The sequence below is a fragment of the Rhodococcus sp. SB1D genome (assembly GCF_048573875.1).
Classification (GTDB): domain Bacteria; phylum Actinomycetota; class Actinomycetes; order Mycobacteriales; family Mycobacteriaceae; genus Rhodococcus_F; species Rhodococcus_F qingshengii.
On record NZ_JBMAIQ010000014.1, the window covers coordinates 63833 to 79007 of the forward strand.

At 62.8% G+C, this 15175-nt stretch carries 15 protein-coding genes and 2 tRNA genes; 7 read left to right on the forward strand and 10 right to left on the reverse strand.

The features are described from left to right. Positions 1-23: 23 nt before the first annotated feature. The 3 genes from ACN50D_RS26420 to ACN50D_RS26430 form a co-directional block, all read right to left on the reverse strand. Entirely contained in the window at positions 24-611 is a 588-nt protein-coding gene (locus ACN50D_RS26420) for an ATP-dependent Clp protease proteolytic subunit (protein ID WP_007730960.1), read from the reverse strand. A gap of 216 nt (positions 612-827) precedes the next feature. Continuing rightward, positions 828-2201, reverse strand: coding sequence for a trigger factor (gene tig, locus ACN50D_RS26425; RefSeq protein WP_007730958.1), 1374 nt, complete (start codon positions 2199-2201; stop codon positions 828-830). A 115-nt stretch (positions 2202-2316) separates the two neighbouring features. Then, positions 2317-2390: transfer RNA gene (locus ACN50D_RS26430), tRNA-Pro, on the reverse strand. 409 nt (positions 2391-2799) lie between these two features. On the opposite strand from ACN50D_RS26430, the gene ACN50D_RS26435 reads away from it, so the two are divergent. Both ACN50D_RS26435 and ACN50D_RS26440 read left to right on the forward strand, forming a co-directional pair. Continuing rightward, positions 2800-2873, forward strand: a tRNA-Gly gene (locus tag ACN50D_RS26435). A 194-nt stretch (positions 2874-3067) separates the two neighbouring features. Continuing rightward, positions 3068-3844: a hypothetical protein gene (locus ACN50D_RS26440; RefSeq protein ID WP_050654637.1), complete on the forward strand. Its 777-nt coding sequence runs from the start codon at positions 3068-3070 to the stop codon at positions 3842-3844. On the opposite strand, the gene ACN50D_RS26445 is transcribed toward ACN50D_RS26440, so the two are convergent. After that, complete coding sequence (locus ACN50D_RS26445) at positions 3841-4638, reverse strand: Fpg/Nei family DNA glycosylase (protein WP_003944531.1); 798 nt, start codon at positions 4636-4638, stop codon at positions 3841-3843. The genes ACN50D_RS26440 and ACN50D_RS26445 overlap by 4 nt on opposite strands. Before the next feature lie 15 nt (positions 4639-4653). Next, a complete protein-coding gene (locus tag ACN50D_RS26450; RefSeq protein WP_003944571.1) occupies positions 4654-5127 on the reverse strand; it encodes a ribose-5-phosphate isomerase in 474 nt (157 codons plus the stop codon). Between the two features lie 100 nt (positions 5128-5227). Here ACN50D_RS26450 and ACN50D_RS26455 point away from each other — a divergent pair, with 100 nt between their 5' ends. Beyond that, positions 5228-6106, forward strand: coding sequence for a M48 family metallopeptidase (locus ACN50D_RS26455; protein ID WP_211921237.1), 879 nt, complete (start codon positions 5228-5230; stop codon positions 6104-6106). Here the strand turns inward: ACN50D_RS26455 and ACN50D_RS26460 are convergent. Beyond that, positions 6094-6717 carry a DsbA family oxidoreductase gene (locus tag ACN50D_RS26460; RefSeq protein ID WP_003944541.1) on the reverse strand — a complete coding sequence of 208 codons (624 nt, stop codon included), beginning with the start codon at positions 6715-6717 and terminating at the stop codon, positions 6094-6096. The genes ACN50D_RS26455 and ACN50D_RS26460 overlap by 13 nt on opposite strands. A 166-nt stretch (positions 6718-6883) precedes the next feature. Here ACN50D_RS26460 and ACN50D_RS26465 point away from each other — a divergent pair, with 166 nt between their 5' ends. After that, the gene (locus tag ACN50D_RS26465; protein WP_211921240.1) at positions 6884-8119 is read left to right on the forward strand and encodes an NAD(P)/FAD-dependent oxidoreductase; all 1236 of its coding nucleotides are present in this window, start codon (positions 6884-6886) and stop codon (positions 8117-8119) included. Between the two features lie 65 nt (positions 8120-8184). Next, positions 8185-10764: an aminopeptidase N gene (gene pepN / locus ACN50D_RS26470; protein ID WP_211921242.1), complete on the forward strand. Its 2580-nt coding sequence runs from the start codon at positions 8185-8187 to the stop codon at positions 10762-10764. 68 nt (positions 10765-10832) lie between these two features. Here the strand turns inward: pepN and ACN50D_RS26475 are convergent, their stop codons facing one another. The 3 genes from ACN50D_RS26475 to ACN50D_RS26485 form a co-directional block, all read right to left on the reverse strand. Beyond that, positions 10833-11312, reverse strand: a complete 480-nt coding sequence (locus tag ACN50D_RS26475) for a DUF5130 domain-containing protein (protein WP_211921244.1) — start codon at positions 11310-11312, stop codon at positions 10833-10835. Next, entirely contained in the window at positions 11299-11562 is a 264-nt protein-coding gene (locus ACN50D_RS26480) for a hypothetical protein (RefSeq protein ID WP_007730943.1), read from the reverse strand. Before ACN50D_RS26480 ends, ACN50D_RS26475 begins: the two co-directional genes overlap by 14 nt. A 118-nt stretch (positions 11563-11680) precedes the next feature. Next, on the reverse strand, positions 11681-12379 hold the full coding sequence (locus ACN50D_RS26485) for an HNH endonuclease (RefSeq protein ID WP_003944465.1): 699 nt from the start codon (positions 12377-12379) through the stop codon (positions 11681-11683). A gap of 182 nt (positions 12380-12561) precedes the next feature. Between ACN50D_RS26485 and ACN50D_RS26490 the strand changes: the two genes are divergently transcribed. Then, positions 12562-12969, forward strand: a complete 408-nt coding sequence (locus tag ACN50D_RS26490; RefSeq protein WP_218960207.1) for a globin — start codon at positions 12562-12564, stop codon at positions 12967-12969. Between the two features lie 4 nt (positions 12970-12973). Here the strand turns inward: ACN50D_RS26490 and ACN50D_RS26495 are convergent, their stop codons facing one another. Continuing rightward, positions 12974-13402, reverse strand: a complete 429-nt coding sequence (locus tag ACN50D_RS26495) for a cupin domain-containing protein (RefSeq protein ID WP_228232653.1) — start codon at positions 13400-13402, stop codon at positions 12974-12976. A 170-nt stretch (positions 13403-13572) separates the two neighbouring features. Between ACN50D_RS26495 and ACN50D_RS26500 the strand changes: the two genes are divergently transcribed. After that, a complete protein-coding gene (locus ACN50D_RS26500) occupies positions 13573-15171 on the forward strand; it encodes a glycoside hydrolase family 13 protein (RefSeq protein WP_030536650.1) in 1599 nt (532 codons plus the stop codon). Positions 15172-15175: the final 4 nt, after the last annotated feature.

The window sequence follows — 15175 nt, forward strand, 5'->3', positions numbered from 1 at the left end:
AGCGAAAGGATGGGCGAACCGGCTCAGTTGCCGGTGCCGCCGGCCTGATTCGCACGGGAGACGACGTGGTCGACGAAGCCGTACTCGAGAGCTTCCTTCGCCGTGAACCAACGGTCACGATCGGAGTCCGCGGTGATCTGCTCGACCGTCTGGCCGGTGTGCTGAGCAATCAGCTCGGCCATTTCGCGCTTGGTGTGCTTGAACTGCTCGGCCATGATCGCGATGTCACTGGCGGAACCACCGATGCCGGCGGACGGCTGGTGCATCATGATGCGGGCGTGAGGCAGTGCGTAGCGCTTGCCCTTGGTGCCTGCCGAGAGCAGGAACTGACCCATCGACGCCGCAAGGCCCATGCCGAAGGTGGCGATGTCGCACTCGGCGAACTGCATCGTGTCGAAGATCGCCATACCTGCGGTCACGGATCCACCGGGCGAGTTGATGTAGAGCGAGATGTCTCGCGTCGGGTCCTCGGCCGAGAGCAGCAGGATCTGTGCGCACAGCTTGTTGGCGATGTCGTCGTCGACCTGGGTACCGAGGAAAATGATGCGCTCTCGCAGCAAGCGCTCGTACACCGAGTCGCTGAGGTTCAACCCAGCGGTCGCTGAAGTCATGGCGGGACTCTGCAAAGTCTCCAGGTGATTGGAAGTCACGGTACCTGCCTTCTATGTGGATCTACTTGTGCGGTGGATCGTCTATGCGAAACACTTCTACTGACACAGACAGTAACGAAGTAGGGCGGCACCGGAGTCCCGGTGCCGCCCTACTTCGCTCAAAGCGGAAAACTCAGTGCAGTCGATCGTGGTGAAAACACCCGTCCGCCTGCGTTTTTACTTGTCTTCGCTCTCGGCGGAATCAGACTCGTCCGCTTCGGTTTCGGCCTCACTGCTGCCGAACAGCTCTGCGGTGTCGACAACTGCGCCGGAGGTGTCCTTGACACCGGCCGACTCGACGACGGACGCGAGAGCCTTGCCACGACGGACGTCTGCGAAGACGGCGCCGAGCTGGTTGGCCTGCTGGATCTGCTGGATGAACTGCTCAGGAGCCATGCCGTAACGCTGCGCCTGGAACAGGATGCGCTCGGTGAGCTCGTCCTGACCGACGGTGACGTTGCCCGCATCGGCAATCGAGTCGAGCAAGAGCTGCGTCTTGACGGAGCGCTCAGCGGCTTCCTGTGCATCCTTGTCGAACTCTTCGCGGCTGCTGCCCTGCTCTTCGAGGAGCTTGTTCAGTGCCTCTTCGTCGTGATCGAGACCGTGAACGGCGTCGTGCAGTGCAGCGTCGACCTCAGCCTTGACGACAGCCTCCGGCAACGGAACCTCGACGGTCTCGAGCAGCTGCTCGAGAACCTTGTCGCGGATCTGACCGGCCTGCTCGACCTTGCGGACGCGTGCGACGCGCTCACGGAGGTCAGCCTTCAGTTCTTCCAGGGTGTCGAACTCGCTGGCGAGCTGAGCGAACTCGTCGTCCTCAGCCGGAAGCTCGCGCTCCTTGACCGTCTGCACGGTCACGGTGACAACAGCTTCCTTGCCTGCGTACTCGCCGGCGACCAGCGTCGATGTGAAGTCCTTGGACTCCCCCGCCTTGAGGCCGATGATGGCTTCGTCGAGGCCCTCGATGAGCTGGCCCGAACCGACCTCGTGCGACAGTCCGCTCGCGGTTGCCTCGGCAACGTTCTCGCCGTCGACGGTGGCCGACAGATCGATGGAGACGAAGTCGCCGTCCTCGACTGCGCGGTCGACGCCGGTGAGGGTGCCGAAACGCTGACGCAGCGAAAGCAGCTGCTCTTCGATGGCTTCGTCGGTGATCTCGATCGGATCGACCTCGACGTTGATGGAGCTGAAGTCAGGGAGCTCGATCTCGGGGCGCACGTCGACCTCGGCGGTGAACTCGAGGAGCTCGCCGTCTTCGATCTTGGTGACCTCGATCTCGGGCTGGCCGATGGCCTTCACGCCGGCGCTGGTGACAGCCTCGGAGTAACGCGACGGCAGAGCGTCGTTGACGACCTGCTCGAGCACAGCGCCGCGACCGACACGCGCTTCGAGGAGGCGGGCCGGAGCCTTGCCGGGACGGAAGCCGGGGAGACGAATCTGCTGCGCGAGGGCCTTGTAGGCCTTGTCGAAATCAGACTTGAGTTCCGCGAAGGGCACCTCAACGTTGATACGGACTCGCGTCGGGCTGAGCTGCTCGACGGTGCTCTTCACGAAACTTCGCTCCTTCGTCTGGTCTTGCTCACAACTTGTGTTGAATCGGTACTGCTGTCTGGCGCGGCACTTCACTCCCGGACTTACTGGAGGTGAAGTGCCATGTACGTACTTGTCGGGATGACAGGATTTGAACCTGCGACCCTCCGCTCCCAAAGCGGATGCGCTACCAAGCTGCGCTACATCCCGTTTCCGATCACATGAAACACACGATACGGCCATCCGAGGCCACTAAGACAGCGGGCCACCAAGGGCAGCCACCATCGGTGACCGCGCACAACCCTATCGCGCTCACTACTCTCTCACGAACCCGACCGCCATTTGTACACGGCCCGGCTGTCGACCCCGTCAGTATGTCATCCGACGGCAGCCACATACGGCAGCCACATACAGCCTTGCCTCAACTGCCATTCAGAGCCGGAATCAGAAGTCGCGCCTGCGGCCGAGACACCCCGACTCGCCGAGCAATTCGCCAATTCCCCAGGTGAACGACGGTCTCGAACTTCTCCGACCCCCCGATTATGAAATCCGGTGGGGCATTGGGTACAGTTTCGTATCGCAGACGACGAACACGGCGATCCCGAGTTGTCGTATGCACGGGGATGTAGCTCAATGGTAGAGCCTCAGTCTTCCAAACTGATCACGCGGGTTCGATTCCCGTCATCCCCTCCATCAGGAGGGAAACTCCACAAAAGATCCGCATCGGCCCAGCCGGTGCGGATTTTTTGTATTCCGACTTTGTCCACTCAGACCACTCCCCTGCGGTCCGTATCCTGGAGTTGTCCGGATCGATTCTGCTCGGGAGGCCACTCGTGACCACGATTCTTCTCATACTCGTCGTTCTGGCCGTAGTCGTATTTCTGGTCATGAAAAGCCAGCAACGCGGTTCCGGCCACAGCGCAACACAACTCGACGATGCGAAAGCCGATGCCCGGCAGGCGATCGAACGCCTCGGCGGTCAGGTCTACAACCTGACCGGCAGTGACGACGCGTCGCGCCAAGCCCTCGCCGACGCGGCCGAACGGTACAACGCCGCAGGCTCGCAGATCGATCAGGCCGCAACGCCGGTCCAAGCACGTCTCGCGAAACAGACTGCACTGGAAGGGCTTTACTACATCCGCGCGGCACGGGTGGCGATGGGCATGGATCCGGGACCGGAAGTTCCTTCCATCGACGGACAGAAGGCTGCCGGTTCGGTCACCGAAGACCGTGAGGTCGAATTCGAGGGCCGCAAGGTCGCCGCATCACCCAATCCGTCGTCGCACACACCCAACTACTACCCCGGTGGCCGAGTCGCCGGACGCCCGGTCCCGGCCGGCTGGTACTCCGAACCCTGGTGGAAGCCTGCACTCGTCGCCGGCGCCTGGGGTCTGGGTTCGATGATGCTGTTCTCGACCATGTTCTCCGGCATGGCCGGGGTTCCTTACGGCGCAGAGGCTTTCGCCCAGGGTGGCGATCCCGGCGCCGACACAGGCTCCGGTGACTCGGGAGATCAGGGTATGGACGCCGGTGATCCCGGCGCCGACCAAGGGAGTATCGACAACACGGACTACACCGCTGACGGCGGAAGCGACTGGTCTGGTGGCGACGGAGGCGGAATGGATTTCGGGGGCGGCGGGGACTTCGGCGGCTTCGACTTCTAAGCCGACTGACACACCGGGCACCAGAACAGGTTTCGCGCCTTCATGACGGAATGCAGGATCGGTGTGCCGCACACGCGGCACGGCGATCCTGCTCTTCTGTAGACATAGGTACGCGGACGATCCTTCGCGTACGCCGGATCTCCGTTGTCGTGCTCGGCGCGAACGACGTGCATCTTCCCCCGTCTGACGCCGACTTTCATCAATTCGACTAGGTCTGCCCACATGGCGGTCCACTCGCCGTGAGAGACGAGATTCCCCGGTCGTTCAGGGTTGATTCCGTGACGAAAGAGAAGTTCGGCGCGATAGACGTTGCCGACACCCGCCAGGACCGCCTGGTCCATCAGCAGGGCGCCGATTGCCGTCTTGGACTTGGAGATTCGCAACCAGGCCTTCTCTGGATCCGCGTCGCGGCGCAGTGGGTCCGGCCCGAGTCTGGCCTCGATCGCGGCGACCTGAGGAGGTAGCAGGACTTCGCAGGCGGTGGGACCACGAAGGTCGGTGCCGAAATCGGCACCGACCATTCGCATCCGGACCTGGCCTACCGGTTCTTCCATCGGCAGGGCGGCGTCGGTGAACTTTCCGTACAACCCGAGGTGTACGTGAACTGTCAGACCGTTGTCGTACGTGTGCCAGAGGTGCTTTCCCCAGGCATCCGAGGACGTGAGTACGTGTCCGTCCACCAGGCGCGCGTCCTCGGCGAATCTGCCTTGCGGACTGAGGACGCGGACCGGTGAACCGACGAACTTGCGGGCATGCAACCGTGCCAGCCGGTGCAGGGTATGACCTTCAGGCACGGAACAACTTTCGGATCAGGCTTGCGGCAGAGCCGGTGCGACGCCGGTCTTCTCGTACTCGGACAGGATGTCGATACGACGCTGGTGGCGCTCTTCACCCGACCATGCGGTGGCGAGGAAAGCGTCGACGATGGCAAGCGATTCCTCGAGGGAATGCATACGTCCGCCGATGCCGATCAGCTGAGCGTTGTTGTGCTCACGTGCCAGCTTCGCCGTTTCGACGCTCCAAGCGAGGGCGCACCGTGCGCCGGGAACCTTGTTCGCTGCGATCTGCTCGCCGTTGCCACTGCCACCCAGGACGATTCCCAGGCTGCCCTCGTCGGCGACGACGCGCTTTGCGGCTTCGATGCAGAAAGCCGGGTAGTCGTCCACGGCGTCGTACTCGTGAGCACCACAGTCGATGGCCTCGTGGCCGTTCGCTTTCAGGTGTTCGATGATCTCGTTCTTACGTTCGAATCCGGCATGGTCGGCACCCAGGTATACGCGCATGGCGACAATTCTCTCAGGCCCGACCAGCCGGGCGCACCCGGGTCGACGTCACACTTTCAGGAACACGCATCGTCGCGCGAGCACACCTATCGTGGTGCCCATGTACCCCGTCAACGGCCAGGCCGCTGCACCCGCCCTTCGTGTGTCACCGGGCAGTGACGCCGTTCGCCACCCGTGGGAAATCCCGCTACTCGTGCTCGCGGTGCTGACGACGGTCGTCACTTATGTGGTGGCGATCGTTCTGATCGCTGCGGGTGATCTGTCGACGTGGATCCTCGTGGTGCTCGCGGCTCCGATCCTGCTGTTCCTCGCGCGAGGTCAGCTGTACGGATCGCAACAGGTCAACGGAATCAAGATGACGCCTTCACAGTTTCCGGAGGGGTATCAGCTGGTTGCCGAGGCTGCGGCACGGTTCGGCATGAAAACTCCGCCGGATGCCTACGTCGTGCTGGGGAACGGACGGATCAACGCGTTTGCGTCGGGGCACGGATTTCGCCGTTTCGTCGTCGTCTACAGCGACCTGTTCGAAGTCGGTGGGCAGGCACGCGAGCCCGATGCGCTCGCATTCATCATCGGCCACGAGGTCGGCCACATCGCTGCCGGGCATGCGTCGTACTGGCGCCAGTGGGGACAGTTCGCGTCGAACTACATTCCGGTGATCGGGTCTTCGCTGTCGCGTTCCATGGAGTACACGGCGGACAACTTCGGCTTTCACATGCGCCCTCAGGGTGCACCGGGCGCGATGGGCGTCCTCGGCGCGGGAAAGTATCTGGTGGGTCTGGTCGAGTTCGACGAACTGGCCGATCGGGCGACACTCGAATCCGGGTTCTTCCCGTGGTTCGTCAACATCTTGTCGTCGCATCCGGTGCTGACCTGGCGTGCGGCTGCGCTTCGCAACCGCACGCACTCAGGGCATCTGTTCTTCCGGCCGGGTCAGCTCTACCGAAATCCGGCGCTCACTGCCGCTCAGTCGAACTGAGGATCCTCGTTGCGGGTCCGCTTGAGCTCGAAGAAGTGGGGGTAGCCGGCCAGCGCGACTGCGCCGTCCCACACCTTGCCTGCGTCCTCGCCGCGCGGGATGCGTGAGAGCACGGGGCCGAAGAACGCCACACCGTTGACATGGATCGTCGGGGTTCCGACGTCGGGTCCGACGGCGTCCATGCCCTTGTGGTGGCTCTCGCGCAGAGCCTCGTCGTACTTGTCGGTGTCGGCGGCCTCGGCCAGTTCAGGTGGCAGGCCGACCTCGGCAAGGGACGACTTGATGACGTCGGCGAAGTCCTTGTTTCCCTCGTTGTGAATCTTCGTCCCCATCGCCGTGTACAGCGGCAGCAGGATCTCGTCACCCTTCAGCTGCGCTGCAGCGATGGCGACACGGACCGGGCCCCAGGCCTTGGTCATCATCTCCCGGTACTCGTCGGGAAGGTCACGGCCCTCGTTGAGAACCGCAAGGCTCATCACGTGGAACTTGGCCTCGATGTCGCGTACCTGCTGGGCCTCGAGAATCCAGCGTGAGGTGATCCAGCACCACGGGCAGAGCGGATCGAACCAGAAGTCAGCAGTGTCCGTGGTCTTGCTCGAGGTTGCGCTCACGAAGAAACTCCCTATCAGTTCATGTCGGTCAGGTCATATCAGTTCGGGGACATACTCCCGTTCTGCCAACAATCATGAACCCGCAATCCTTCCCGCGCTTTCCCCCGAACCACCTCCCGATCGCAGTAGTGTCGAAAAGAAACGAGTACGAAGGAGTGGTTCAGTAATGAGCACCAACCGGAGATTCGTGATCGTCGGCGGCGGGCTCGCGGGCGCAAAGATCGCAGAAGCCCTGCGTGACAGAGATTTCGACGGTGAGATCACCGTACTGAGTGAAGAAGACCACCTCCCGTACGAGCGTCCGCCGCTGTCGAAAGAGTTCTTCGCCGGCAAGAAGACGCTCCCCGAATTCACCGTCCACGACGGCGAGTGGTTCCGCGACCATCATGTCGATCTTCGCCCGGGAACGACGGCAACGGCCATCGACCCCGCTGCGCACACCGTGTCACTTCCGGACGGTTCCACGATCAGCTACGACAAGCTCGCCTTGGCCACCGGTTCGCGGTCGCGGCGCCTCGACATCCCGGGATCCTACGCCGAGGGCGTTCACTACGTGCGAACAGTCGATCAGGCCGCCGCGCTGCTGCGCACCCTGGCCGCCGACAAGAAGCTCGTCGTGGTCGGTGCCGGCTGGATCGGCCTTGAAATTGCCGCGTCGGCTCGCGGTTTCGACGTCGAGGTCACCGTGCTCGAACATGCCGGCCTTCCGCTCGAATCGACCCTCGGCCCGGAAATGGGTGAGGTCTTCGCCGCGCTGCACCGCCAGAACGGGGTGGACTTACGCACCGGCACGGACGTCACTGCAATCTCTGTCGACGGCGGTCACGCCTCGGGCGTCACTTTGAGCGATGGAACCGTGATTCCGGCCGACGCCGTGTTGATCGCTGTCGGCGCATTGCCGAACACCGAGTTGGCATCGGAGGCGGGTATCGACGTCGAGAACGGGGTTCTCGTCGACGCCGGTCTGCAGAGCAGCGACCCCGACGTGGTCGCAGTGGGTGACATCGCGGCCGCACAGCATCCGATTCTGAATGCACGAATTCGGGTGGAGCACTGGGCAAACGCACTCAACCAACCCGAGACGGCCGCAGAGACCATGTTGGGACGGCCCGCCGAGTACGTCCGCATGCCGTATTTCTTCACCGATCAGTACGACCTCGGAATGGAATACGTAGGTCACGCACCGCACGGCGGCTACTCCCGTGTCGTCACTCGCGGCGACGTCGACAAGCGCGAGTTCCTGGCATTCTGGCTGGATTCCGCGAACAAGGTGCTCGCCGGAATGAACGTGAACATCTGGGATTCCGGTGACGCCATCAAGGAATTGGTCGCGTCTTCGCGTTCCGTCGATCCGGAGCGGTTGGCCGACCCGGAGATTCCGCTGGCAGAAGTGTCCGCTTGAGTGAAGTCGTTCTCTTCGTGATGGGATGGACGTAATAGATCCGCACCATCTACGAGGAGATCTTTGTGGTCGCACCGAACCTGACACGCGAAACCGCAGCGCAACGGTCAGCAATCCTGACCGTCGAGAACTACCTGATCGAACTCGATCTCACCGACGGCAAAGACGCACCCGGCGAGGAGACGTTCTCCTCGAAGACCACCGTCACGTTCACCGCCACGGCCGGAGCAAGCAGCTTCATCGACATCGTCGCGGCCAGAGTCCATTCCGCGGTCCTCAACGGCACCGCGCTCGACGTCTCCGGCTACGACGAGTCGACTGGCATCAGCCTGCCGGACCTCGCTGCCGACAACGAGTTGGTCATCGAGGCCGATTGCATCTACTCCCACACCGGCGAGGGACTGCACCGATTCGTCGACCCGACCGATGACTCCGTCTACCTCTATTCACAGTTCGAGACGGCCGACGCCAAGCGCATGTTCGCGTGCTTCGATCAGCCTGATCTCAAGGCCACGTTCGACGTCCGCGTCACCGCTCCCACGTCGTGGAAGGTCATCTCCAACTCCGCGGTCGTCGAGACCCTTGCCGCCGATCCCGGCAAGCACGTTTTCCGGACCACCCCGAAGATGAGCACGTACCTGGTGGCGCTCATCGCCGGTCCCTACGCGCAGTGGACCGACAACTACTCCGACGAGCACGGCGACATCCCGCTCGGAATCTTCTGCCGCGCTTCGCTGGCCGAGTTCATGGACGAGGAGCGACTGTTCACCGAGACCAAGCAGGGATTCGACTTCTACCACCGCAACTTCGGTGTTCCCTATGCTTTCGGCAAGTACGACCAGCTCTTCGTCCCCGAATTCAATGCGGGCGCGATGGAGAATGCCGGCGCCGTGACATTCCTCGAGGACTACGTCTTCCGCTCCAAGGTGACCCGCTACTCGTACGAACGTCGTGCCGAAACGGTCCTGCACGAAATGGCGCACATGTGGTTCGGCGACCTCGTCACGATGGCGTGGTGGGACGACCTATGGCTCAACGAGTCGTTCGCGACCTTCGCTTCGGTCCTGTGCCAGACCGAGGCCACGGAGTACACGAACGCCTGGACGACGTTCGCCAACGTCGAGAAGTCGTGGGCGTACCGCCAGGACCAGTTGCCGTCGACGCACCCGATTGCCGCGGACATTCCGGACCTGGCCGCCGTCGAGGTGAACTTCGACGGCATCACGTACGCGAAGGGCGCCAGCGTCCTCAAGCAGTTGGTGGCATACGTCGGACTCGAGCCGTTCCTCGCCGGACTGCGTGAGTACTTCCGTGAGCACGCATTCGGAAACGCAACCTTCGACGATCTGCTGGGCTCACTCGAAAAGTCCTCGGGCCGTGACCTTTCCGACTGGGGTCGGCAGTGGCTCAAGACCACCGGTTTGAACATCCTGCGCCCCGACTTCGATGTCGACGCAGACGGAAAGTTCACCCGCTTCGCCGTCCTGCAGGACGGTGCTGCACCAGGCGCCGGGGAGCGTCGAATCCACCGGATCGCCATCGGAATCTACGACGACGTCGACGGCAAGTTGGTGCGAAGCCATCGCGTCGAACTCGACCTCGATGCCGCGGAAAGCACGGATGTCCCCGAACTTGTCGGCGTCGCCCGCGGTGCACTCGTGTTGGTCAACGACGACGATCTCACCTACGGCTCCGTGCGACTCGATCCCGAATCGTTGGCGACGGCGATCGAGCGGGTCGGCGACATCACCGACTCACTCCCCCGCACCCTGGTCTGGTCGGCGGCGTGGGAAATGACCCGTCAAGCCGAACTGAAGGCACGCGACTTCGTCGCGCTGGTCGAGCGCGGCATCAGTTCGGAGACCGAAGTCGGTGTGGTGCAACGTCTCTTGCTCCAAGCCCAAACCGCCATCGGCTCCTACGCAGATCCGGCCTGGGCCGAGGCCGAAGGCGCGGCGAGCTTCGCCAATCGGTTGCTCGAACTCGCACGTGAGGCAGAGGCCGGGTCCGACCACCAGCTGGCATTCGTCAACGCACTCACCGGCGCAGCACTCTCCCCGTGGCACACCGAGGTACTGCGCGAATTGCTCGACGCCGATCCCTCCACCGTTGGGCTCGACGGCCTGATCGTCGACACGGACCTGCGCTGGCGCATCGTCGGGGCACTCGCGGCCGCCGGTGAGATCGACGCCGAAGGAACCGCAACTCCATTCATCGACGCCGAAGCTCAGCGTGACCCGACCGCTGCGGGCGCTCGTCAAGCCGCAGCGGCCGCGGCCGGACGTCCGCAGGTCGCTGTCAAGGAAGAGGTCTGGGCAAAGGTCGTCGGCGACGACTCCGTGCCCAACATCACCGCGCGATCGATCATCGGCGGGTTCGCTCGCGAAGGCCAGGACGAATTGCTCGAGCCCTTCGTCTCCCGCTACTTCGCCGATATCGCGGCGGTGTGGGAACGACGCTCGAGCGAAGTGGCACAGACGGTCGTCATCGGGCTGTACCCGTCGTGGTCGATCTCGGACGAATCCGTAGCGGCAGCAGACCGGTTCCTCGAAGGCGACATCCCTCCCGCGTTGCGTCGCCTGGTCGTCGAAGGCCAGGCCGGCGTGGTTCGTTCACTCGCAGCACGAAAGTTCGACGCGAGCTGACATGCGAAAGGCCGGTGCTCGCTTCGATTCTCACGAATCGAAGCGAGCACCGGCCAGTGTCTTACAAGTCAGGGCGCTGAAATCGCGGCTGCCATAACGCGGATAGCGCTGATCAGTCCGTCGATCAGGTTGCCTTCACTGAAGGATGCAACAGCTGCCGTTGCTCCGAGCTGGGTAACACGATCGGTGACCCGATCGGCGATTGCCCGACCGCTGCGAACCTCGACGGTGCGCTGGTTGGGCGAAACGGCGATCAGGACGGAACGCTCGGCTTCGGGCGTGGTCGGGAACAATGCGTCGGCACCCGCTGCCGGATCAGAACCGAGATCACCGACGTACGCGTTGAACCGCACCTTGGTGGCCCGCGTCGCTTCGGTCATCGCGACGTCGAGCGCGACCAGATCCATGGTCTCGAACGGAAGATCGTCGGTGAACGGCTCGCCGATGCGATGCACACCGGATACGCGTCCACTGGACGTGACGACGCTGCCGACGGGCAGGTCCTCGGGCGCTACTGCGAGCGCGGTCGAATGATCACCATTTGCCACTTGCGGACCCTCCGATCAGATCAGCCGAACCGGCTTCGATTGCGTGTGCACTGCCGTGATGGCCACCGCGAACGGTGACCTCGTCGACAGCACTCCACAGCACGGGAGCGTGATCCCACGACTCACCGAGATGGAACGCCGGCGGAACCGGTCCCGGCGTCTTCTTCCCGAGGAAGGACGCAGCCGCGAAGAACGCGGTGATCAAGGCCGGAATCCCAACGTATATCAGTACTACCTCGAGAATGCTCACACCAGATAACGTAGCCCAGAACGCCAGGAAGGAAAGCGTCAGGGCCACAAATTCTCGGGCAATTTCGTTTCGGTGACGCTAGAACTCAATTCAGGCTGCGCCCACGCCGACACATTGCTCAGGCTGCGCCCACGCCGAGATAAGGCATCCACGCCGGATGCAATTCCTTGGTCGCCGCGAGCAGACGCCAGTGCGGTCCGGACGGCGGGACCAGTTCCGCACGGAGGGTCCATCCGAGTTCGCTGAGCATCTTGTCGGCCTTGCGGTGATTGCAGGGGGCACAGCACGCGACGCAGTTCTCCCACGAATGCCCGCCACCTCGGCTGCGAGGAACGACGTGATCGATGGTTTCGGCTTTGGCTCCGCAGTACGCACATCGGAAGTGGTCACGATGCATCAGTGCGGCACGGGTCATGGGGATGCGGGCGCGATACGGAACGCGCACGTAGGTGCGCAATCGAATGACCGAGGGAACCTGCACCGACCAGTCCGCGGAATGGACTACCGGGCCCTGTTCGTCCTCGTGGACGGTATCGGCCTTGCCGCAGGCCATCAGTACGACCGCGCGCCTGGCAGGAAGGGCGGTCAGCGGTTCGTACGTGACGTTGAGCAGTAGCACCCGACGTTTCACCCACTCGGGGACGACGCGATCGGGAGGGAACATCTCGAGGTGAGAATGCTCGTCGGAAAAGAGTGGGTCAGCGGTGTGCGCGAACCCGTCAGGAACAACTTCCAGAACAGCCCCTAACGCGTGGTCGTTCCGCGCGCTAGTGGGCTGGAGTTGTCGGTGATTGCGTGCAGCATGTCGGTTCTTCATACGACCTCCGGGAGACTGCCCCCAAGTTGACCACGGATGATCGCGTTACGCACTCCCATTTCGAACAAAATTGCCAGGACGGCCGGTGAATTTCCGGTGAATGGGTACGCACTCCGACTCGATACAACCGTCGTCGACCCGGAAACCGACCACTACGGCCGTCAGGCACAATGGAACTTGCCATGAATGACGTACAGCAAGACGTGCAGCAGACCTTCTACGACGCCGTCGGCGGAGCCGAGACGTTTCACAAGCTCACCGCGCGATTTTACGAAGAGGTCGCGAAGGACGAGGTTGTGCGCCCGCTCTACCCCGAGGCCGATCTCGGCCCGGCCGAGCGGCGGATGCGGATGTTCCTCGAGCAGTACTGGGGCGGACCGCACACGTACTCGGAGGAGCGTGGACACCCGCGTCTGCGGATGCGCCACAATCCATTCGTGATCGGCCCGATCGAGCGTGATGCGTGGCTGCGGTGCATGCACGTCGCCATCGCGTCCATCGACGAGAAGACTCTGAGCCCGGTGCACCGCAAGCAGTTGATCGACTACATGGAGATGGCTGCCGCGTCCATGGTGAACTCCGCTATCTGACCGTCTACTTAGCCTTCGGCCTGAACACGCGCGCGACCCGGCGGGCTGCTCGTACCCCGAACGACACCGTGGGATGCAGGGGCGAACTCAAGATTGCATGCTTGCGCACGTACTCTTCGACCTCCCACTCCGACCAACTGCCCGCACGGAAGAGTGCGGCATCGCCGACACTCAGGGTTCGCTCGGCGATTCCGTCGGCCTGAACGGTGACCGACCCTTCGATGATGTGCACGATTTCGTCCGCGTGGAAGTACCAGCGGAAGCGCCCCTTCGTGCAATCCCAGACGTGTGTAGTCGTGGTCCCGTCTTTACTCGCCGACCATTGCGCCGACCGTGCAACCGGTGTGCCGAAGATTATCCAGTCGCGGTTGATCGGATCATCCTCGAGCAGTACATGATCCAAACTGACCGCTTCGATTGCCGACAAAGTCAAGGCCAAGCCCCCTTGGTTGAATTCCCGAATACTTCTCCCCCGGCAGTAACACCAAAGTTGCCACATGGTGTCACCGCGTGAATGCAAAGTACACCAAGGCTAGGTAAAGAGTCACGCTTTTGCCGTGTCCAAGTCGTGAGAGCGCCAGACGTTTGGCACTATGAACTGCTGTGAGCACCCCCGCGGATTCGTCCTCTGTAAGCCGGCCCGAAGCCCCGTGGTGGAACGAGGCGGTCTTCTATCAGATCTATCCGCGTTCTTTTGCCGATTCGGGCAGCGACGGTATCGGCGACCTCGGCGGAGTCGAGGAGAAACTCGGCTACCTCGAACTGCTCGGCATCGATGCAATCTGGTTGAGCCCGGTGATGAAGTCACCGATGGCAGACCACGGCTACGACGTCTCGGATCCTCGCGACATCGATCCCTTGTTCGGCGATCTGGCGACGATGGATTCACTGATCACGTCAGCCCACGAACGCGGAATCAAGGTCACGATGGACCTGGTCCCGAACCACACGAGTGATCAGCACGAGTGGTTCAAGGCAGCCCTGGCGTCGGCGCCCGGTTCTGCGGAGCGATCCCGTTACATCTTCCGAGACGGCAAAGGTGAGAACGGCAACGAACCGCCGAACAACTGGCCGAGCATCTTCGGCGGCCCGGCGTGGACCCGCGTCACCGAAGCCGACGGAACACCCGGCCAGTGGTACCTGCACATCTTCGCCAAGGAACAGCCCGACCTGAACTGGGACAACCCCGAGGTCTTCGACGACCTCGCCAAGACTCTGCGGTTCTGGCTCGAGCGCGGAATCGACGGATTCCGCATCGACGTGGCCCACGGAATGGCCAAGCCCGACGGTTTGCCGGACCACGACTGGGAGCTCAACGAGCTCATGCGCAATTCCGACGACGACCCGCGGTTCAACAACCCGGCAGTTCACGAAATCCACCGCGGCATCCGCAAGGTCATGGACGAGTTCCCGGAGGCGATGACCGTCGGCGAGATCTGGGTGAAGGACAACCAGAAGTTCGGCGAATACATCCGGCCAGACGAACTGCATCTCGGATTCAACTTCCGACTTGCAGAAACCGAATTCTCCGCCGAGTCCGTCCGGGAGGCCGTGGAGAACTCTCTTGCGGCCGTCGCCGAGGTCGGGGGTGTGCCCACGTGGACGCTGTCGAATCACGACGTCGAACGTGAAGTCACGCGCTACGGCGGGGGTGAGATCGGAACCCAACGCGCACGGGCGATGATCCTCGTCGAACTGGCGCTTCCGGGCGCGAGCTTCATCTACAACGGAGCCGAACTCGGCCTGCCGAACGTCGACCTGCCCGACGAGGCACTACAGGACCCGGTCTGGGAACGATCCGGACATGCCGAGCGAGGACGCGACGGCTGCCGAGTGCCCCTTCCGTGGGAAGGAAGCGAACCCCCGTTCGGATTCACCACCGGCGCGAGCACCTGGTTGCCGATGCCACGCGAGTGGTCGACGCTCACGGTGGAGGCGCAGATCGAGGACGTCGACTCGATGCTCTCGCTTTATCGCGCCGCCCTCGAACTTCGTAGCGCCAGGCCGGAGTTCTCCGGCGCCGACATCGATTGGTACGGCAGTCCCCCCGGCTGCCTCGCTTTCCGTCGACGCGGTGGTCTGATCTGTGCTCTCAACACCACGGAGGTGCCGATCGCACTGCCGAGCGGGCAGCTACTGTTGAGCAGCGCACCACTCGTCGACGGTCAACTACCCGTCAACGCTGCGGCGTGGCTGATCTGAGAGA